The organism is Shinella zoogloeoides (assembly GCF_003574625.1).
Classification (GTDB): Bacteria; Pseudomonadota; Alphaproteobacteria; order Rhizobiales; family Rhizobiaceae; genus Shinella; species Shinella zoogloeoides_A.
Genome location: NZ_QNUJ01000005.1, coordinates 80,023 through 99,147, shown reverse-complemented (window position 1 = coordinate 99,147; position 19,125 = coordinate 80,023). Strand labels below are relative to the sequence as shown.

Sequence of the window (19,125 nt, the reverse complement as noted above, 5' to 3'; positions counted from 1 at the left end):
GCGCTCCCGCTTCCTCCCGGCTTCTCGCCTGCGGAAAATGGAGCCCGGATGCCGATCGGTCCCGGCCTGCTTTCGCCTGCCGGGACCAGCCGTGGGAGAACCCGCTACTTTTTGACCTGCGCGAACCACGGGCGAACGTATTCGTCCGGGAACTGCGGGATGTCGACCTTGTCGCTCATGGCCCAGGCGACCGGCTGCTGGTGCAGCGGAATGAACAGGGCCTCGTCATGGGTGATGCGGAAGGCTTCCTTCAGCATGTCGATGCGCTTGGTCTCGTCGAGCTCCACCGCGGCCGAGCGGGCGAGCGCGTCGATGCGCGGGTCCGAAAGGCCGTTCGGATTGGAGCCCCCATAGGTGCCGTCATTGGTGGCGAGCAGCGCCTGCAGGACGCTGTAGCCGTCCATTGCCGGCAGCGAGGCCCAGCCGAGCAGGTAGACGTCGAGTTCGCCATTGTCCATGCGCGGGAAATAGGTCGTCTTGCTTTCGACGTTGAGGTCGACCTTCACGCCGATCTTCGCCCACATGGAGGAGATCGCAAGGCAGATCTGCTCGTCGGCGATGTAGCGGTCGTTGGAGCAGGAAAGACCCGTCTTGAAGCCGTCCGGATAACCCGCCTCGGCCATCAGTGCCTTCGCCTTGTCGACATCGTATTCCAGCGGCACGTCGATGGCGTCGTCATGGCCGGTGACGGCCGGGGCGACGAGCATGCCGGCGACGCGCGACTTGCCGCGCATCAGCCGCTTCTGGATCGTGTTGAGGTCGATGGCGTGCCAGAGCGCCTGGCGCACCTTCTCGTTCAGCATGGGATTCGGCACGCCCGGATCGGCATGCAGTTCCTTCTTGAAGTTCAGCGCCAGCATGATGGTGCGCAGCGAGGGATTTTCACGACCTTCAGCCCGTCGGTGGAGGCGATGCGGTCGATGTCCTGCAGCGGAACCGGCGCGATCATGTCGACCTCGCCGGAAAGCAGCGCGGCGACGCGCGTCGCGTCGGAGGCGATCGGGCGGAATTCCACTTCCGTCAGGTTATGCTCGGGCTTGTCCCACCAGTCCTTGTTGACCTCGAAGACCGAGCGGGAATCCGGCTCGTAGCTCTTCAGCTTGAAGGGACCGGTGCCGTTGGCGTGGGCGCTGGCATAGGTGACGACGCCGGTCGCCGTGTTGCCCGGCTTCAGCGCATCGTGCTCGGCCATCCACGGCTTGCTCATGATGTAGATGGCGGCAAGGTCGTTGAGCAGCAGCGGATAGGGGCCGCGCAGGATGAGGTCGACCGTGTAGTCGTCCACCTTCTCGACGCCGGTGACGGCGGAGAGGTTCTCGCGGTTGCGCGCGCCGGGATCGATCTGGCGCTCGATGGTGGCCACCACATCGTCGGCATTGAAGGGCTGGCCTTCATGGAACTTCACGCCCTGGCGCAGCTTGAAGCGCCAGCGGGTCGGCTCGACGATCTCCCAGGATGTGGCGAGCGCCGGCTCGAGCTTCAGCTCCTTGTTGCGGCGGACCAGCGGGTCGAAGACCATGTGCTGGACGCTCTGCGTGAAGCTGTCGACCTGGGCGTTCGGATCGTAGGAGATGACGTCGCCCGAGGCCGACCAGCGCAGCGTTTCGGCAAGGGCGGACGTGGAAAGCGGCGCCAGTACGGCAAGCCCCGCCAAAACGGTCTTCAGATAGGTCTTCACCAGGATCTCCCAAGTTTGTATGCTTGTTCCCAAAAAATTTGCATACGATTATTTTCAATATGACTGTACATAACATGCGCGCAATATCAAGATACAAAGATTAGGCCTTGCGCACATGACATGGCGCAATTCGCATGCAATCACTGCGGGAGGAAATTCGATGACGAAGGCTCTGCTGATCGAGAACGGTGTGGTCATCACCATGGATGCCGATCGGCGCCTATTCGAGCGCGGCCACGTTCTGGTGGAGGATGGGCGCATAACCGCGGTCGGCGCGGGTGCAGCGGACGGCATGGCGGATGCGGAGCGCATCGACGCTGCCGGCATGGTCATCATGCCCGGCCTGATCGACACCCACGCCCATGCCGGCCACATGCTGACCAAGGGCCTCGGCGGCGATTCCGACGACTGGATGACGACCACCGGCCGCATCTATGCGGAGGCCACGGACCCGGAATTCTGGGCGGCGGAGGCGGCCCTGTCGGCAGCCGAGCGCATCAAGTGCGGCACCACCACCGCCGCGCTGCTCTTCGGCGGCGGCCCGGACATCATGCGCACGGAGGCCCCCGAGGCCGCCGAAGCCCATCTGGCCGCGATCCTTGCCATGGGCGTGCGCGAAGTGCTCGCCGTCGGCCCCAACCGGCCGTCCGCCGCAAGCGTATACCGCGCCTGGCGCGGCGAGGACCATGACGATGTCGTCGTCTCCCCGGATACCCAGCTCGACGTCAGCGCCGGGCTGATCGACGCCTGGGCCGGCCGCAGCGACCGCATACAACTGGCGGTGTCGCTCCCGGTCTTCAATGCGGCGGAACTGGAAGACGGCGCGGCAATCGACCTTTCGAAAAAAGCGAAGCGGCTCGCGCGGGAAAAAGGCGTCCTGCTCGTCCAGGACGGCCACCGCGACGGTTCGATTTCCGCTGCCGACGAGAAAATGGCCCTCTTCGACGGCCGGTCGCTGCTTGCCCATTGCGTCGACCTCACCGATGGGGACAGGGCCGTTCTGAAGCGCACCGGCGCCAAGGTCGCGCACAATCCGAGCGCGCTGATGTCGGTCTCCGGCCGCTGCCCTGCGCCGGAACTGCGGGCGGAAGGCGTCACCGTCTCGCTCGGTACCGATGCCGCCGCGCCCGACCGTTCCTTCGACATGTTCCGCAACATGTTCCAGGCGCACCGCTACCACGCACGCCATTTCCGCGACGATGCCGTGCTGCCGCCGTCCGAGCTTCTCGAAATGGCGACCATCGAGGGCGCCCGCGCCCTCTCCATGGAAAACGAGATCGGCTCGCTGGAAGTGGGCAAGCGCGCCGACATCCTGCTCGTCAACATGCGCCAGCCGCATCTCTGGCCGCCGGTCGATCCGGTGCAGCGCCTCGCGCGCTTCGCCAACGGCGCGGACGTGGACACGACCATCGTCGGCGGGCGCATCCTGATGCGCGGGCGCAAACTGGTCGGTCAGGACGAGGACGCCATCCTCGACCGGGCGGAAAAGGCCTTCCGGCTCGCCATGCGGCGCGCCGGCATCGCGTGAAGAAAGGAAACCGGACATGACCGAAGACATCATCATCCGCAACGCCCGCCCGATGGGCGCCGCGCCGGTGGACCTCCTCATCCGCGGCGGGCGTTTCAGCGCCGCGGGCGGCGACCGTCCCGCCCGGGAAATCGACGCCGCGGGCTTCATCGCCCTGCCCGGCCTCGTAGAAGCGCACACCCATCTCGACAAGACGCTGATCGGCATGGACTGGTTCGAAAACCGCGTCGGCCCGACCCGCGACCACCGCATCCTCGCCGACCGCAACGCCAAGCGCGAGCTTGGCATCGACGCCCGAAGGCAGTCCGCCCGGCAGATCTTCCAGACGCTGAAGCTCGGCGTCCTCCACATCCGCAGCCATGTCGACGTCGACACGGAAATCGGCATCGCCAATATCGAGGGCGTGCTGGAAACCCGCGAGGCGCTGCGCGATCTCGTGGATGTGCAGATCGTCGCCTTCCCGCAGAGCGGCATGCTGCCGCGCGAGGGCACGTTCGAGCTGATGGACGAAGCGATGAAGGCCGGCGCCGATATCGTCGGCGGCATCGACCCCGCCACCATCGAGCGCGATCCGGTGCGCCATCTCGATGCGATCTTCTCGCTCGCCGAGCGCCACGGGAAGCCCATCGACATCCACCTGCACGAACTCGGCGAGCTCGGCGCCTTCTGCCTGGAGCTCATCATCGAGCGCACGCGCGCCCTTTCCATGCAGGACAAGGTCATGGTCAGCCACGGCTACTGCCTCGGCATGCTGGACGCCGCGCGGCAGAAGGCCCTGATAGAGGCGCTGGCGGCCGAGCGCATCGCGTTGATGACGGTCGGCAGCCCCTCGGCCCCCGCCCTGCCGCTCCGGCTGATGCGGCAGAGTGGCCTCGTCGTCGCCTCCGGCTCGGATGGCATCCAGGGCACCTGGGAACCGTGGGGCAATGGCGACATGCTGGAGCGGGCGAAGTACCTCGCCCAGCGCAACGGCATGACCAACGACGCCGACCTTGCGGAGACCATGCGCATCTGCACCTTCGGCGGCGCCGAGGGCATCGGCCTTTCCGGCTACGGCTTTGCCGAAGGCGACCATGGCGACCTCGTTCTGGTGCCCGCCCGCACCCTTGCCGAGGCCGTGGCCCTGACACCGCAGAAGCGCACCGTCATCCGCCGCGGCCGCGTCGTCGTGCGCGACGGCGAGCCGGCCGCGGACCTGCCGGACATCGCCTGACGCGCCCTGCCGCCGCCGATCACGTTTCCGTGCATTCGCCCGCGCCACCGGCCGGGCGGGCGCAAATGGGTGGACATCCCGCTGCGGAAGATGTTTTACGGTGTTTTCCCCAGCGCGGCGGCGGCCCGATTCACGAAACCGGCGGCTGCATACGCCATCTCAGACCGGACAGCACCATGAACGAGGCACGTCACCCGCACGGAACGTCGGCAACGGCTCCCGCCCTTTCGGAGCAGGAAAAGAACGTCATCATCGGCGGCGTCCTTCTCTCCATGCTCCTCGCCGCGCTCGACCAGACGATCGTCGCGCCCGCCATGCCGACCATCGGCCACGCGCTCGGCCATGCGGACTACCTGCCCTGGGTGGTGACGGGCTATCTCCTGACCGCAACGGCCATGGCGCCGCTCTACGGAAAGATCTCGGACGTGCACGGCCGCCGCACGACGATCTTCGCCGCCATCGTCATTTTCCTCATCGGCTCGCTGGTGAGCGCACTGGCGCCCAACATGCTGACGCTGATCGTCGGTCGCGCCGTGCAGGGCCTCGGCGGCGGCGGCCTCTTCGCGCTGTCGCAGACGGTGATCGGCGACCTCGTGCCGCCGCGCGAGCGCGCCCGCTACGCCGCCTGGATCTCTGGCACCTGGGCGGTCGCCAGCATCGCCGGCCCGCTCCTCGGCGGCACCTTCGCCGAACATCTCCACTGGTCGCTGATCTTCTGGATCAACATTCCGCTCGGCATCGTGGCGCTGGCGATCATCAACAACCCGCTGAAGAAGCTGCCGCGGGTGGCGCGCACGCACAGCATCGACGCGGCGGGCGCGACGCTCCTCGTCGCGGCAACCTCGCTGCTCCTTCTGGCGCTCAACTGGGGCGGCAGCACCTATCCCTGGCTTTCGCCTGAAATCCTCGGGCTCCTCGCCTGCTCTGTCGTCCTCTGGGCCCTCTTCGCACTGCGCCTGCGCCATGCCGCCGAGCCGCTGATCTCGCTGGAAGTCCTCGCCGATCCCGTCGTGCGCTGGGGCACGATCGCCATCTTCCTCGTGCAGGCAGCCAATGTCGGCCTCTCGGTCTACCTTCCGGTCTATGTGCAGTCGGCCCACGGGCTGACGGCCGGCGGCTCGGGCATGGCGATGCTCGGCCTGCTGCTCGGCACCGTCTTCGGCGCCACGACGAGCGGCCGGGCGATCCCGCGCTTTACCCATTACAAGCGGATCGCCCTTGTCGGCGGCGTGCTCAGCCTGATCTGCCTTGCCGCCCTTGCGGCCGTCGCCGGCCGGTCATCGCTGGTCGTGCTGGAGCTGCTGACCATCGGCGTCGGCTTCGGCACCGGCATGACGTTCCCGGTCACCACGGTTTCCGTGCAGAACGCGGTCGACCAGGCGCATCTCGGCGTCGCCACCGGCCTCCTGACCTTCCTGCGCTCGCTCGGCGGCGCCCTCGGCGTCGCGGCGCTGGGCGCCATCGCGCTCGGCAACGGCCTGCCGCTCGGCGGCGAGGGCGTGCAGGCGGCAGCAGCCGGCGCGGCCTCCGCCATGCCCTTCGCCTATATCTTCATCGCCTGCGCCCTGGCCATGGCGCTGTCGCTGGTCGTCTACCACCTCATGCCGGAGCGCCCCCTGCGCGGCCGCGCCGAGAGCGAGATAGCGGCGGTCGTCGAATAGGCCGACGCTGGAGCAATCCCAGCGAAACCGCTGCGCACTTTTGCCGGCATTGCTTTAGCGCGTGGCACCCTCTCGCCAGAGCGAGAGAAGCGGGCCGGCGATGCCGTAGACCGGATCGCTTGCCGGGATCGGCAAGGCGGCGATGATCTTCAGTTCGCCGGGCGTCGCGGCCTCCGTTTCAATATCCGCGTGCTGGCCCGGCGGATAGCCGCCGACCACCAGGAAATCGTCGCTTGCGGACATCCGCCTGTGCCCGGTGCCGGCGGGCAGCACCAGGCAGTCGCCGGAGCGGACATCGAGGGTGGCGCCCTCCGGTCCGCCGATCAGGAGCTCCGCCTTGCCGCCTGCGATGCCGAGCACTTCATGCGCGCCGACATGGTAGTGCTGGTAGGAGAAGACGCCGTTGCGCCAGAGCCCCTGCCAGCCCGCGTCGTGGAACATCCCTTCGAAGGCGCGGGCCGGGTCGTCCTCCTTGCCGCCGAAGAGGTCGCGGTAGACCAGCACCGGCAGGAAGGGATGATTGGGCACCCATTCGCTCGGGGGGAAGAACAGCGTTTCCGGTTGCTTCATGTCGCCTCACTTGCCGCCTTTCGGGGCCTTGCCGAAATCCTTGCGCAATTCGTCCTTGGCCTTTTCCAGCGTATGGCGCCGCTGCGCCGAGAGCTGGTCGCCGGCCCGGTTGATATAGAATGTGAGCATGGACATGGCCGAACGGAAAGGGCTCGATTTGCGCCGGTCGCTCCGTTCGGCGGACTGCTTCAGGGATTCGGCGATCCTGCTGGCGCTGCGCTGCTTGAAGACGCCGTCTTTCAGGTCGAGCGCGTCGCTGTTTTCGGTCACGTCCTGCGACCATTTCTTCTTCCTGCTCTTTGTCATCTTCCTTCTCCTTCACCGTGCGAGTCGAACCGCGCCGCCGGCCGAATGTTCCGGGAACCCAGGGCGATATGGCGCATTAGAGGAGACGATGCGCGTTTGCGGAGGTTCGAACCCATGGACAACAAGGACCGGCTGATCCTGGCGCTGGCGGCGCTGCTGCGCGCAGAGCGCGAGACCCGCGGCGCCCTGATGGAGGCGCTGGAGGAGGATTCCATCTCGCGCGAGGCGCTTCTTGCCATCCTGTCCGATCCCATTCCCATCGTCACGCAGGAGGACATCGAATTCGCCGAGCGCTTCGCCATGTCCCGTCACCTGCCGATCGGGGGGAAGGGCTGATGGCGCCGCGCTCGTTCTGGAAGGGCTATCTCAAGCTTTCGCTCGTCACCTGTCCGGTGGCGATGTCGCCGGCGATTTCCGCGGAGGACAAGGTCCGCTTTCGCACGCTGAACGTGAAGACCGGCAATCCCGTCGTCAGCCGCTATGTCGATGCCGTCACCGGCAAGGCGGTGAACGAGGACGACGAGGTGAAGGGCTATCCCCGCGGGGAGGACGACTATGTGATGCTGGAGGACGAGGAGATCGAGGCGGTGGCGCTGGAAAGCACGCGCACCATCGATATCGAGAGCTTCGTGCCGCGCGAGAGCATCGAATGGATCTGGTACGATTCCCCGCATTATCTCGTGCCGAACGATACGGTGGGCGAGGAAGCGTTCTCCGTCATCCGCGAGGCCATGGCCGCGACCGGCACGGTCGGCATATCACGGCTCGTGCTCTATCGCCGCGAGCGGGCGGTGATGCTGGAGCCGCGCGGCAAGGGCATCGTGCTCTGGACGCTGCGCTACGGCGACGAGGTGCGCGACGAGAAGGATTATTTCGCGGGGCTGAAGGACGCCAAGCCCGAATCCAAAGCCCTCTCGCTGGTGAAGACGCTCATCAAGGAGCGGACCAAGGACTGGGACCCGAAGATGGCGGACGATCCGGTGCAGGAGCGGCTGCTCGACATCATCGCGGCCAAGAAGAAGGGCCGCAAGCGTCCCGCGAAGGCCAAGGTGCCGGCGCCGACGTCGGGCAATGTCGTCAATATCATGGATGCGCTGCGCAAGAGCATCAAGGCGGAAGGCAAGGGCAGGTAGCTCAGCCCCCCGCCTTCGCCTTCAGCGGCTTGGCCGTCTTCCTGAAATCCTCCCACGGGTCGGAGCGAAGCGCCGCAAGGCGCGTCGGCGTGTTGTCGACGGTGAAATAGGCCGGGCCGATATCGGGGCTGAGCTCGCTCCATGCCAGCGGCATGGAGACCGCCGCACCGGGGCGGGCGCGCGTGGAATAGGGCGCCACGGCGGTCATGCCGCGCTGGTTGCGCAGGTAGTCTATGAGGATCTTGCCGTGCCGTTTCGACTTGGTGATGGTGGAGACGTATCTGTCGGGGCTGTCCTTCGCCATGGCGTCGGCGATGCCCTTGCAGAAGGCCTTGACGGAAGGCCAGCGAGCGGAGGGCTTGAGCGGGGCGCAGACATGCAGGCCCTTGCCGCCGGAGGTCTTGACGAAAGCAGCAAGGCCCGCCGCTTCGAGGCGCTTGCGGGTCTCCTCCGCCGCGTCGATGACGGCCTGCCATGCCACGCCCTCGCCGGGGTCGAGGTCCATGATGATGCGGTCCGGCCGTTCCCAGTCGGCCAGCGTCGAGCCCCAGGGGTGGATTTCCAGCGTACCCGCCTGCACCAGCCCGATCAGGCCGTCGAGATCCTCGATGGCGACATAGGGCTCGTCGTCCTTCTCCGCCGGGTCCTGTACCTCGATGACATGGGCGTTGATGCCCTTCCAGGCGTGCTTCTGGAAGAAGGTCTGCCCGTCGATGCCGCCCGGCGCGCGCAAGAGGGCGAGCGGCCGGCCGACGATATGCGGCGCGATATAGCGCCAGACGTCCGTGTAATAGTCCGCAAGCCCCTCCTTGGTGACACCCTCTGCGGGCCAGTAGACCCGGTCGGGATGGGTGAGGCGCACGGTGCGGCGTGGCGGCTTTTCGGCCTTGGGGGCAGCCCTGGCTTTTTCAGTGGCTTTCGACTTCGGCACTTCGGCAACGACCTCCGTGGCTGGCTTGTCTTCCCTCAGACCCCGGAAGGCAGCATGGCGCAGATGCCCGTCGGCCGTCCAGGCCCGGAATTCCACTTCCGCCACCAGTTCCGGCCGCACATAGCGCGCCTGCCGCGCTTCCTCCGCCGTCAGCTTGCGGGAAAAGGGGCTCTCGTCCGTCCGCATGCGGTTCAGCCGCCGGAAGAGATCGGCGGCGACGCTCGCGCTGAAGCCGGTGCCGACGCGGCCGACGGGGTCCAGCTTGCCGTTGCGGTAGACGCCGAGCACCAGCGAGCCGATCGCCTGGCGCGAGACGGTGGATGGGACATAGCCGCCGATGACGAATTCCTGCCGTGCCGAGCATTTCGACTTGATCCAGCTCTTGCTGCGGCCCTCCCGGTACGGCGCGTCGCGCAGTTTCGAGACGACGCCTTCGAGGCTGAGGCGGCAGGCATGGTTCAGCACCAGCGCGCCGTTCTCGTCGAAATGCTGGCTGTAGCGCAGGATGCCCCCGGTTCCCGGCACGAGCTTTTCGAGGAGGGATTTCCGCCCCTCCAGCGGCATGCGCGTCAGGTCGTAGCCGTCGAGATGGAGAAGGTCGAAGAGGTAGAAGACGAACCGGTTGTCGCGCCCCTCGCTGAGATCGGCCTGAAGCGCGGAGAAGTCCGATGCTCCTGCGCCGTTCTCCACGACGAGCTCGCCGTCGATCAGCGCCGTGCCGACGGGCAGGTCCTTGAGCGCCGCGACGACGGCCTTGCCGAATTTCTTCGTCCAGTCGAGCCCGCTGCGGGTGAGGAGCCTGACGCGGCCGGCCTCGATGCGGGCCTGAAGCCGGTAGCCGTCGAACTTGATCTCGTGCAGCCAGCGCTCGCCGACCGGCGGGGCGGCGGCGAGTGTCGCCAGCGTCGGGGGCAGGAAGTCGGGCAGCTTCGCCTTGCGGGCACCCTTGAGGCCGGCGGGGTCGGGGGCCGTTGCCTCCTCGGCCACCGGTTCCGTCTTCTTCGCCCTCGCCGTCTTTCCGGCGGCCGATTTGCGGATGCGTCCGGTCTTTGAGGACCAGCCGGGTTCCTCGCCGGCGACATCGGCGATGTCTCGCCCGGTCTTCACCGATTCCGGCCGCTCTTCGAGAAGGTCGTCCTCGCCCTCGGGCACCGCGAATTCGTCGTCGCCCTTGATCAGCAGCCAGTTCTCGCGCTTTTCGCCCGGCCTGCCGTGCATGCGCATGAGATGCCAGCGACCGTGCAGCTTCTCGCCGTCGAGCTCGAATTCCATATGGCCCTTGGCATAGGCCTTGCGGGCGTCGCCGAGTGGCGTCCAGGTGCCGCGATCCCAGACGATCACCGTGCCGCCGCCATATTCGCCCTTGGGGATCGTGCCCTCGAAATCGCCATAGTCCAGCGGGTGGTCCTCCACATGCACGGCGAGGCGCTTCTCGCTCGGCACGAGGCTCGGCCCGCGCGTCACCGCCCAGCTTTTCAGCACCCCGTCCATTTCGAGGCGGAAGTCGTAATGCAGCCGCGTGGCGTCGTGCTTCTGGATGACGAAGCTGTGGCCGCTCCTGCGGCCCTTCCTGCCCTTCGGTTCGGCGGTGGACGTGAAGTCGCGTTTCTGCCGGTAGACGTCCAGCGTCGCCATGGATCACCCTGCCTTTCGCCGGGTCGCTGCCGGCTTGCGTGTCGATGCTGCCTTTTTCGCGCCGCCGCGTTTTGCCTTGCCGGGCTTGCCCGTCTCGCCGGCGCTCTGGCGCAGCGCTTCCATGAGGTCGATGACCTTGCCCTCGGCCTTCGGCCTGACGGGCCTGATCTTGCGGCCTTCGATCTTTGCCTTCACCACCTCGGCCAGCGCGGTATCGTAGCGATCGTCGAATGTCTTCGGGTCGAAGCGGCTGCTCTTGGTGCGGATGATGTGCTCGGCGAGATCCAGCATCTCGCCCTTGAGCCTGATGTCGGGAATGTCCGCGAAGGCCTCCTCGGCCGGGCGCACTTCGTAGTCGAAGTTGAGCGTGGTGGCGACGAGCCCCTCGCCATGCGGGCGGATGAGGAGGGTGCGCATGCGGCGGAAGAGCACCGTGGCGGCGAGTGCCGCCACGTTCTTCGCCTTCATGCCGTCGCGGATCAGCGCGAAGGCCTCTGCGCCGTGGCGGTCGGACGGCGCGAGATAATACGGTTTGTCGAAATAGAGATCATCGATATCGGCGCAGGCGATGAAGGCCTCGATATCCATCGTCTTGTCGCTCTGCGGCACCGCCGAGGCGACTTCCTCGGCGTCGAGCACGATATAATCGTTCTCGCCGGCCTCGTAGCCTTTCGCCTGGTCTTCGCGCTCCACCACCTTGCCGGTCTGGCTGTCGACGAATTCCCGGTGCAGCCGGTTGCCGGTGCGGCGGTTGAGCATGTGGAAGGAGATGCGCTCGCTTGTCGAGGCGGCGGTGTAGAGCGCGACCGGGCAGACCAGCTCGCCCGCCTTCAGGAAACCTTTCCAGTTCGCTCTCGGCGCCACATCCGCACTCCCGCTTCAAAGCGGGTGCAATGCGGACGGGCCGCGATTGTTCCCGCGTGGCGGGTGGGCCTGAAACGGATACGGCGCCCTTCCGTCGGGAAGAGCGCCGCATCGCATGCTCGGGCTGGTGCCCTGGGCTTACCAGGCGGGGATCAGGGCGCCCTTGAACTCGTCGTTGATGAAGGCCTTGATGCTGTCATCGTGATAGGCTTCGACAAGGGTCTTGACCCAGGGGGCGTCCTTGTCGGCGCGGCGCACGACGATCACGTTGGCATAGGGCGACTCGCTGCCTTCCATGGCGATGGCGTCGGTCTTCGGGTGAAGGCCCGCTTCCATCGCATAGTTCGTGTTGATGACGGCGGCGTCGACGTCATCCAGCGAGCGGGGAAGCTGCGCGGCGTCGAGTTCGGAGAACTGGATGTTCTTCGGGTTCTCGATGACGTCGGCGGGGCCGGCCTTCAGGCCCGCTTCCGGCTTGACCTTGATGAGGCCTTCCTTGGCGAGGATGAGCAGCGCGCGGCCGCCGTTCGTCGGGTCGTTCGGGATGGCGACGGTCGCGCCTTCGGCAAGCTCGCCGAGGTTCTTCACCTTCTTGGAATAGACGCCCATCGGCGTGGTGATGGTCTTGCCGACGCTGACGAGATCGAAGCCGCGATCGGCGATCTGGTTGTCGAGATAGGGCTGATGCTGGAAGGAATTGGCGTTGAGGTCGCCATCGGCCAGCGCCTGGTTCGGCACGACATAGTCGGAGAATTCCAGGATCTCGATGTTGAGGCCCTTCTTGGCGGCGACGTCCTTGACCTTTTCCATGATCTGCGCGTGCTCGCCGGGCGTGACGCCGATCTTGATGTCTTCGGCGAGCGCCGGAACGCTGATGAGGGCGGCGAGGGCCGCCGAGACGAGGAACTTCATCATGTGTATCTCCTTGAGGTTACATGGATTTGAAAGGAAAGGCGTCAGCTCTTGCGGTTACGCTTGTCGAAGCGCCGGGCGAGCGCGTCGCCCGCGCTCTGGACGAGTTGCACGAGGACGATGAGCACGACCACCACGGCCAGCATCACCTCGGGCATGAAGCGCTGGTAGCCGTAGCGGATGCCGAGGTCGCCCAGACCGCCGCCGCCGACCGCGCCGACCATGGCCGAATAGCCAATCAGGCTGACGATGGTCATGGTGAAGGCCAGCAGGATCGCCGGGCGGGCCTCGGCGAGAAGCACCTTGAAGACGATCTGCATGGGCGTCGCGCCCATGGCGCGGGCCGCCTCGATCAGTCCCTTGTCGATTTCCCGGATCGCCGCCTCGACGAGGCGCGCGAAGAAGGGAACGGTCGCGATGGTCAGCGGCACGATGGCCGCCGTGGTGCCGATCGACGTGCCGGTCAGGAGGCGGGTGAAGGGAATGATCGCGACGACGAGGATGATGAAGGGTGTCGAGCGCGCCGCGTTGACGATCAGCCCGATGGCATAGTTCAGCGCCGGCGCGGGGAAGAGCTCGTTCCGGCCGGAGGTGGCGAGGAACACGCCGATCGGCAGGCCGATCAGCGAGCCGACGAGGCCGGAGACGGCGACCATGTGCAGCGTCTGCAGCAGGGATTTCCAGAGCAGGTCGAAAAGCATGTCAGGCGACATAGCCGAGCACCTCCGTGGAAAGGCCGGTTGCGGCATAGAAGCGGTCGGCGCGCTCGATGACCTCGGGCGTCGCCGGATAGGCGACGACGAGCGTGCCGAAGGGCTCGCCCGCGATCTCCTCGATGGAGCCGGCGAGGATGTTGACGTTGCCGCCGATCTCGGTGACGAGCCGCGCCGTCAGCGGCTGGAAGGCCGTCGCGCCGAAGAAGGTGAGGCGCACGAGGACGCGGTCGCCCGCCGAGGGCGCGGCCTTCACGCCGGAGCGCAGCCATTCCGGCAGGCTGGTGCCGAGCGTGGAGGAAAGAAGGATCTTCGTCGTCTCGTGCCTGGGCGCCGTGAAGATGTCGAAGGTCGGCCCCTGCTCGACGATGCGGCCCCTGTCGATGACCGCGACATGCGAGGCGATGGTCTTCACCACCTCCATCTCATGCGTGATCAGCAGCACGGTCAGGCCGAGATCGGCGTTGATCTGCTTGAGAAGGGCGAGGATCGACTGGGTGGTTTCCGGGTCGAGCGCCGAAGTCGCCTCGTCGGAGAGCAGCAGCTTCGGCGCGGTGGCGAGCGCGCGGGCGATGCCGACGCGCTGCTTCTGTCCGCCGGAAAGTTCGGAAGGATAACGCTCCGCCTTGTCGCCGAGGCCGACGAGATCGAGAAGCGGGCCGACCTTGGCGCGGATCGCGGCGCGGTCCAGCCCGGCGATCTCGAGCGGTAGGGCGACATTGTCGAAGGCGGTGCGCGAGGACAGGAGATTGAAATGCTGGAAGATCATGCCGACTTCGCGGCGCAGGCCCCTGAGGCCCGCGTCGTTCAGCCCGCCGACTTCCGTGCCGTCGACGACGACCCTGCCGGAGGACGCCTTTTCCAGCCCGTTGACGAGGCGGATGAGCGTCGATTTTCCCGCGCCCGAGCGGCCGATGATGCCGGTGATCGCGCCGCGCCCGACCGTCATGTCGACGCCGTCGAGGGCGAGGAAGGCATCCGCGGCCGTGCCGTAGCGCTTGGTCAGGCCTTCGAAGGTAACCATGGGCGCAAGATCCGCTCGCTCATGCGAGGCGGTGCTGCCCGCGGCGGTTGGAAGTGTCATGTTCGGTTCACGCTTTCAGTCAGATCCTGGAGGAGATAGCATCGCTGCGGTGCCCTTGCGAGATGCAAGGCCATCCGGTTGGGGGCGACCCGCTGTCACATCCTGTCGCTCTCGGTCTCACGAAAAGCTTTAACGTGTCTTGCGGCCCGGTGAAAGTGTCCCGGAAGACGGGGCACGGGGCCTCTTTAGCCGGCCTGAGGCCGCTGTTCAATTGTCCTTTGGCAGGAGGCGTTCCGGGTGGGGACCGCGGGCTGTCTCTATTCCTGCCGGCGCACCAGCTTGCCCTCTTCCGCCTTGTAGAAGAACTGGCTTGCGACGAGCCATCCCTTGAGCGGGCGCAGCGGCGGAATGCAGGTGAGCAGCATGAAGGGGCCGGTCACCAGAAGCTGCGTCAGGAGCGAGGCGCCAAAGGCGACCTCCAGCCAGACGGCGAGCGCGACGCTCGGCACGCAGGCGAAGCAGATGACGAAGAAGGCCGGGCCATCGGCCGGGTCGGCGAAGGAATAGTCGAGGCCGCAGGCCTCGCATTTCGGCGCGAGGGTCAGGAACCCCTTGAAGAGATGACCCTGGCCGCAACGCGGGCAGCGGCCGCGGATCCCCGTCTGCATCGGTGGCAGCGAGGGATAAGTGTCATTCATGGCATGCATCCTTTCTATGGCATTCAATCCAATCATTAATGCTGTCATATGCATGCTTGAATGCAGTCAATCTGTCGAGCAGACATACTGACGCAGGCGCGCGGACGGAGTTCGCGCGCGACTGCCCCGAGGGCGGGAAGAGGATTGATTCAGAAGAACGAGCCGGCCATTTCGGGCGGGCCTTCGAGGGCATGCGCCATGAATTCGAGGGCGGAGCGGAGCTGCGGGCGGGCGATGGGGCCGCCGAGGCAGACGCGCACGGCCTCCGGCGGCGTGCTGTCGACCGTGAAGGCGTCGCTCGCGACGACGCCGAGGCCGCTGTCGCGCATATAGGCGCTGAAGGTGGAGCGGGTCCAGCCATGCGGCAGGGGCAGCCAGATGTTGAAGCTCAGCGGGTCGGCGACATGGCTGCCTGTCGGCAGCAGGCTTGCGGCGAGCGCCTGGCGCTCCGCCGTTTCGATGCGGAGGGCCGCGAGGATCGCCTCGGCCGTGCCGTCCTCGGTCCAGCGCGTCGCGAGCGCGGCGGAGAGCGGCGAGGCCATGACGCTGCCGGCCCGCATCGCGCCGGCGAAGGACCAGAGCGCGCGGCTGTCGTCCGGCGCGGCGACATAGGCAAGGCGCAGGCCCGCGCCGATGCATTTCGAAAGCCCGCCGATATGCCAGGTAAGGTCCGGCGCATGGGCGGCGAGGGGCGCCGGCCCGTCGGCGGGAATAAAGCCGTAGGCGTCGTCCTCGACGATGGGCACGCGGTATCTTTGCGCCACGGCGGCGATTTCCGCGCGGCGCGCGGCGGGCATGGTGAAAGTCAGGGGATTGTGCAGTGTCGGGTTGAGATAGAGCGCCTTCGGCCTTTCGCGCTCGCAGGCCGCCGCGAAGGCGTCCGGCAGGATGCCGTCGCCGTCCATCGGCAGGCCGACAAGGCGCAGGCGGAGCTGGGCGGCGATGGAGCGGATGCCGGGATAGGTAATGTTTTCCGAGAGCACCGTGTCTCCCGCGGCGGCGAGCGTACCGAGGATCGCAAGCAGCGTCGGGTGCGCGCCCGGCGTGACGAAGATGCGCTCCTGCCGCGGTGTCAGGCCGCGGCGCGCGAGCCACAGCGCGGCGGCCTCCTTGTCCACGGCCGCGCCGCCGAAGCCCTGATAGCGCAGGAGCGGGACGAGATCGGCCGAAAGCGCAGCGAGCCCGCCGCGCATGCGGGCGAGAAGGGCTGGATCGTCGGGCTCGGGCGGCATGTTCATCGACGGGTCGACGATGGCGGCACGACGCGGATCGGCGGGCGTGTCGGCAGGCGGGACACTGGCCGGGGCCGCAGCATTGCCGGTCACGAAGGTGCCGCGGCCGACATGCGATTGCACGAGTCCGCGCTTCTGCGCCTCCAGATAGCCGCGCGCCACCGTGGTAACGTCGATGGCAAGGCGCTTGGCCAGCGCCCGGTGCGTCGGCAGCTTGTCACCGGCCGCCAGCACGCCGCTGCGCAGGTCCGCCGCGATCAGGTCGGCAATCGCCATGTAGAGGGGGCTGTCACTTTGGCCCAGATCGGGATGCCAGTTCTTCATGCCGGGGATTCCATGCGCTGCGGATATTGACTGTATATTGCCTGCATGCCCGCCTGTCATCCACCGCTTCCGGACAAAGCGTCGCAAGGAAGCCTTGCCGTTGCCGGCCGCCATTGCGATAGTGGCACCGTCGAACAGGGGGCAGAGGGCGGACGCTTGCCGTTGGAGGTCAGGGAAACAAGGGCGACGGCGCTCGGGGAGGCGGAAGCCTACCTCTCGGCCTCCTATTGCGACCACCGGCTGGCGCCGCAGGATCGGACGGGCGCCGTCGATTTCCGTCATCGCTGCGTGCAGTTCTCCGGCTCCGGCTTCAATTTCCTGCAATATGGCCACGAGGTCACGATCAGCTCCCGCTTCGAGGATTTCTACATGCTCGAAATGCCGGTTTCCGGCGGCGTGGACATCGCCTTCGGAACCGAGACCATCCGCTCGGAAGCGGGCAAGGCGCTGATCCTGTCGCCGGGGCCGAAGTTCCAGTCGCGCTGGCGGCGGGGCACGCGGCAGCGGATGTTGCAGATCGACCGCAGGCTGGTCGAGGAGCGCCTCGCGGCGATATCGCGCCGGCGTGGCGGCAGTCCGGTGTTCAATCCCGTCATCGACCTTTCCAGCCGGCATGGGCGGCAGCTCGCCTCGGTCCTCAGCGCCTTTTCCGAAATGCTTGCGGACGACGCCTTTTCGGATGCGCCGCAGGCCGTCGACGCGGCGCTCGGTTCCGTCGTCGACCAGCTCCTCGGCAATGTCGCCTTCACCAGCGCCGCATCGGTGGTCCCCGAGCGGCTGCATGTTTCGCCCCGCCATGTGAAGCAGGCGATGGATGCGCTGCGATCCCGCTATCCCGAACGCCTGCTGATGCCGGCGATCGCGGGCGAGATCGGCGTTTCCGAGCGGGCGCTCTACGAGGGGTTCCGGACCTATTACCAGCGCACGCCGCATGAGATCCTGACGCGCATCCGCATGGAGGCGGCGCGTAGGCTGATCCGCGAGGAGGGCCTTTGCGCGGCCGAGGCGGCACGGCGCGTTGGCATCCATCACCTCGGCCGTTTTTCCGCCACCTACCGGGAGGCCTTCGGCGTGCTTCCCTCGGCGGATATCCGCCGTGATCACTGACGGCGCCGGCCCCGGCCGGCACTATCCACATCCTGCAGAATTCGCGCCGGATCGCCCCGCCGCGGCATCATTCCCCATGACAGCTTCATGACGGGACCCTAATGTCCGCCCGGACGCCGCGTGAGGGCGGCGGGCGGGAGAATGAAATGCTGATCGGCTTCGATGTCGGTTCGACCTCGATCAAGGCGGCGCTGTTCGACATGAACGGCACGGTGCTCGACCATTGGAGCCGCGGCTATCCGACCGAGCGTCCCGCATCCGGCATGGTCGAGCAGGACCCGCAGCACTGGCTCGACGGCATCCGCGATGCGATCGATGCCCTGCTCGTCGGCCGCAACCCGGCCGAGATCCGCGCGGTCGGTCTTTGCAGCCAGGTCAATACGGATGTCTTCGTCGACCGGGACGGCACGCCGCTGGCGCCCGCGATCTGCTGGCAGGATATCCGGGCCGGCGCGGAAGCGGCGGCGCTCGATGCCACGATCACGCCCGCGGAAAAGCGCAGCTGGTGGGGCGCCGAAATGCCGATCGGCGCGAGCCATGTGCTGGCGAAGATGCTGTGGTTTTCCAAGCACCGCCCCGATCTCTGGGAGCGCACGCATCAGGTTCTCTCGACGCGCGATTTCTGCCTCCTGCACCTGACGGGCGGGGCCTCGTCCGATCCCATCTCCGCTTTCGGCCATGTCGGGCAGGACCTCCGCTATATCGACGCGCTGATCGCCCGGGTGCCCGGCGCGGCGAGCAAGCTGCCGCCGCTCCGGCATTTCACCGAGATCGCCGGCGAGATGGCGCTCGGTTCCTCCGGCCGCAAGGTGCCGGTGGTGACGGGCACGATGGATGCCTGGGGCAATCTCTTCGGCTGCGGCGTCTGCCGGCCGGGGCAGGGCATGTATGTCAGCGGCACCTCCGAGATCCTCGCGCTGGCCGGATCGCAGCGCATCGGGGCGCCCGGCATCGTCACCTTCGCCACCATCGACGGGCTGGTGGTCAATGCCGGGCCGACGCAGAGCGGGGCGGATTCGCTGCGCTGGTGGGCGGCGACGGCGGGCGTGGAGCCGGGCGAGGTGCCGCGGCTCGCTGGCCTTGCCAGCCGCGATGACCGGCCGATCCTCTTCCTGCCGCATCTCGAGGGCGAGCGTGCGCCGCTCTGGGATTCCGAGATTCGCGGCGCCTTCATCGGCCTCGACAGCCGGGCCGGCGGGCCGGATTTCGCGCTCGCCGTGCTGGAAGGCGTGGCGCTGGCGGCGCGCCATGCCATGGGCTCGCTCATCGATGCGGCGGGCTTCCGGCCGGACCACATGCTCTATGGCGGCGGCGGCGGGCGCTCGGACCTCTGGAGCCAGATCCGTGCCGACTGCCTCGGCATTCCGCTGCATCGCTTCGCCTTCGTCGATGTGGGCTGCCTCGGCGCGGCCATCCTCGCGGCCGTCGGCATCGGCGCCTTCGGCTCGATAGCCGAGGCCGTGCCGGCGATGACCAGCGTCGAGCGGGTCTTCGAGCCAGATCCGCGGCGCGCTTCGCGCTACGACGCCATGTTCCATGCCTATCGCAACGCCATAGACGCGCTTCGCCCCATCGGGCTGATCCGCACCCAATGAA

General features: G+C 67.1%; 17 protein-coding genes and 1 pseudogene. 7 read left to right on the top strand and 11 right to left on the bottom strand.

The window, feature by feature from the left end:
* Window positions 1-104 precede the first annotated feature (104 nt).
* Both DSD28_RS26385 and DSD28_RS26380 read right to left on the bottom strand, forming a co-directional pair.
* Window positions 105-1,010: an ABC transporter substrate-binding protein gene (locus DSD28_RS26385; RefSeq protein WP_281048100.1), complete on the bottom strand. Its 906-nt coding sequence runs from the start codon at window positions 1,008-1,010 to the stop codon at window positions 105-107.
* A gap of 38 nt (window positions 1,011-1,048) precedes the next feature.
* A pseudogene (locus DSD28_RS26380) lies at window positions 1,049-1,519 on the bottom strand (ABC transporter substrate-binding protein); the annotation flags it as partial.
* Between the two features lie 319 nt (window positions 1,520-1,838).
* Between DSD28_RS26380 and DSD28_RS11235 the strand changes: the two are divergent.
* The 3 genes from DSD28_RS11235 to DSD28_RS11225 all read left to right on the top strand — a co-directional run bounded on the left by DSD28_RS11235 (window position 1,839) and on the right by DSD28_RS11225 (window position 6,080).
* Window positions 1,839-3,206 carry an amidohydrolase family protein gene (locus DSD28_RS11235; RefSeq protein WP_119256492.1) on the top strand — a complete coding sequence of 456 codons (1,368 nt, stop codon included), beginning with the start codon at window positions 1,839-1,841 and terminating at the stop codon, window positions 3,204-3,206.
* 16 nt (window positions 3,207-3,222) lie between these two features.
* The gene (locus DSD28_RS11230; RefSeq protein ID WP_119256491.1) at window positions 3,223-4,419 is read left to right on the top strand and encodes an amidohydrolase; all 1,197 of its coding nucleotides are present in this window, start codon (window positions 3,223-3,225) and stop codon (window positions 4,417-4,419) included.
* A 176-nt stretch (window positions 4,420-4,595) separates the two neighbouring features.
* Window positions 4,596-6,080 carry an MDR family MFS transporter gene (locus DSD28_RS11225; RefSeq protein ID WP_119256490.1) on the top strand — a complete coding sequence of 495 codons (1,485 nt, stop codon included), beginning with the start codon at window positions 4,596-4,598 and terminating at the stop codon, window positions 6,078-6,080.
* 54 nt (window positions 6,081-6,134) lie between these two features.
* Here DSD28_RS11225 and DSD28_RS11220 read toward each other — a convergent pair whose 3' ends face one another.
* Window positions 6,135-6,650 (bottom strand): cupin, encoded by a 516-nt coding sequence (locus DSD28_RS11220; RefSeq protein WP_119256489.1) that lies wholly within the window; start codon window positions 6,648-6,650, stop codon window positions 6,135-6,137.
* A 6-nt stretch (window positions 6,651-6,656) separates the two neighbouring features.
* Window positions 6,657-6,956 carry a DUF3175 domain-containing protein gene (locus DSD28_RS11215; protein ID WP_119256488.1) on the bottom strand — a complete coding sequence of 100 codons (300 nt, stop codon included), beginning with the start codon at window positions 6,954-6,956 and terminating at the stop codon, window positions 6,657-6,659.
* 114 nt (window positions 6,957-7,070) lie between these two features.
* Between DSD28_RS11215 and DSD28_RS11210 the strand changes: the two genes are divergently transcribed.
* Together DSD28_RS11210 and DSD28_RS11205 are read left to right on the top strand one after the other, a co-directional pair.
* A complete protein-coding gene (locus tag DSD28_RS11210; protein WP_119256487.1) occupies window positions 7,071-7,292 on the top strand; it encodes a hypothetical protein in 222 nt (73 codons plus the stop codon).
* On the top strand, window positions 7,292-8,089 hold the full coding sequence (locus DSD28_RS11205) for a Ku protein (protein ID WP_119256486.1): 798 nt from the start codon (window positions 7,292-7,294) through the stop codon (window positions 8,087-8,089). The genes DSD28_RS11210 and DSD28_RS11205 overlap by 1 nt, the downstream gene beginning before the upstream one ends.
* Before the next feature lies 1 nt (window position 8,090).
* Here DSD28_RS11205 and ligD read toward each other — a convergent pair whose 3' ends face one another.
* The 7 genes from ligD to DSD28_RS11170 form a co-directional block, all read right to left on the bottom strand.
* Window positions 8,091-10,655, bottom strand: a complete 2,565-nt coding sequence (gene ligD / locus DSD28_RS11200; RefSeq protein ID WP_119256485.1) for a DNA ligase D — start codon at window positions 10,653-10,655, stop codon at window positions 8,091-8,093.
* Window positions 10,656-10,658: 3 nt separating this feature from the next.
* Window positions 10,659-11,519 carry a Ku protein gene (locus DSD28_RS11195; RefSeq protein WP_119256484.1) on the bottom strand — a complete coding sequence of 287 codons (861 nt, stop codon included), beginning with the start codon at window positions 11,517-11,519 and terminating at the stop codon, window positions 10,659-10,661.
* 138 nt (window positions 11,520-11,657) lie between these two features.
* Complete coding sequence (locus tag DSD28_RS11190) at window positions 11,658-12,434, bottom strand: MetQ/NlpA family ABC transporter substrate-binding protein (protein WP_119256483.1); 777 nt, start codon at window positions 12,432-12,434, stop codon at window positions 11,658-11,660.
* Between the two features lie 41 nt (window positions 12,435-12,475).
* Window positions 12,476-13,144, bottom strand: coding sequence for a methionine ABC transporter permease (locus tag DSD28_RS11185; RefSeq protein ID WP_119256482.1), 669 nt, complete (start codon window positions 13,142-13,144; stop codon window positions 12,476-12,478).
* Window positions 13,134-14,168 (bottom strand): methionine ABC transporter ATP-binding protein, encoded by a 1,035-nt coding sequence (locus DSD28_RS11180; RefSeq protein WP_119256776.1) that lies wholly within the window; start codon window positions 14,166-14,168, stop codon window positions 13,134-13,136. The genes DSD28_RS11185 and DSD28_RS11180 overlap by 11 nt, the downstream gene beginning before the upstream one ends.
* Before the next feature lie 317 nt (window positions 14,169-14,485).
* Entirely contained in the window at window positions 14,486-14,866 is a 381-nt protein-coding gene (locus DSD28_RS11175) for a DUF983 domain-containing protein (RefSeq protein ID WP_119256775.1), read from the bottom strand.
* Between the two features lie 149 nt (window positions 14,867-15,015).
* Window positions 15,016-16,422 carry a PLP-dependent aminotransferase family protein gene (locus DSD28_RS11170; RefSeq protein ID WP_119256481.1) on the bottom strand — a complete coding sequence of 469 codons (1,407 nt, stop codon included), beginning with the start codon at window positions 16,420-16,422 and terminating at the stop codon, window positions 15,016-15,018.
* Between the two features lie 162 nt (window positions 16,423-16,584).
* Between DSD28_RS11170 and DSD28_RS11165 the strand changes: the two genes are divergently transcribed.
* Together DSD28_RS11165 and DSD28_RS11160 are read left to right on the top strand one after the other, a co-directional pair.
* Window positions 16,585-17,529 (top strand): AraC family transcriptional regulator, encoded by a 945-nt coding sequence (locus DSD28_RS11165; protein ID WP_162911359.1) that lies wholly within the window; start codon window positions 16,585-16,587, stop codon window positions 17,527-17,529.
* A 146-nt stretch (window positions 17,530-17,675) separates the two neighbouring features.
* Window positions 17,676-19,124, top strand: coding sequence for a xylulokinase (locus DSD28_RS11160; protein ID WP_162911358.1), 1,449 nt, complete (start codon window positions 17,676-17,678; stop codon window positions 19,122-19,124).
* Window position 19,125 lies beyond the last annotated feature (1 nt).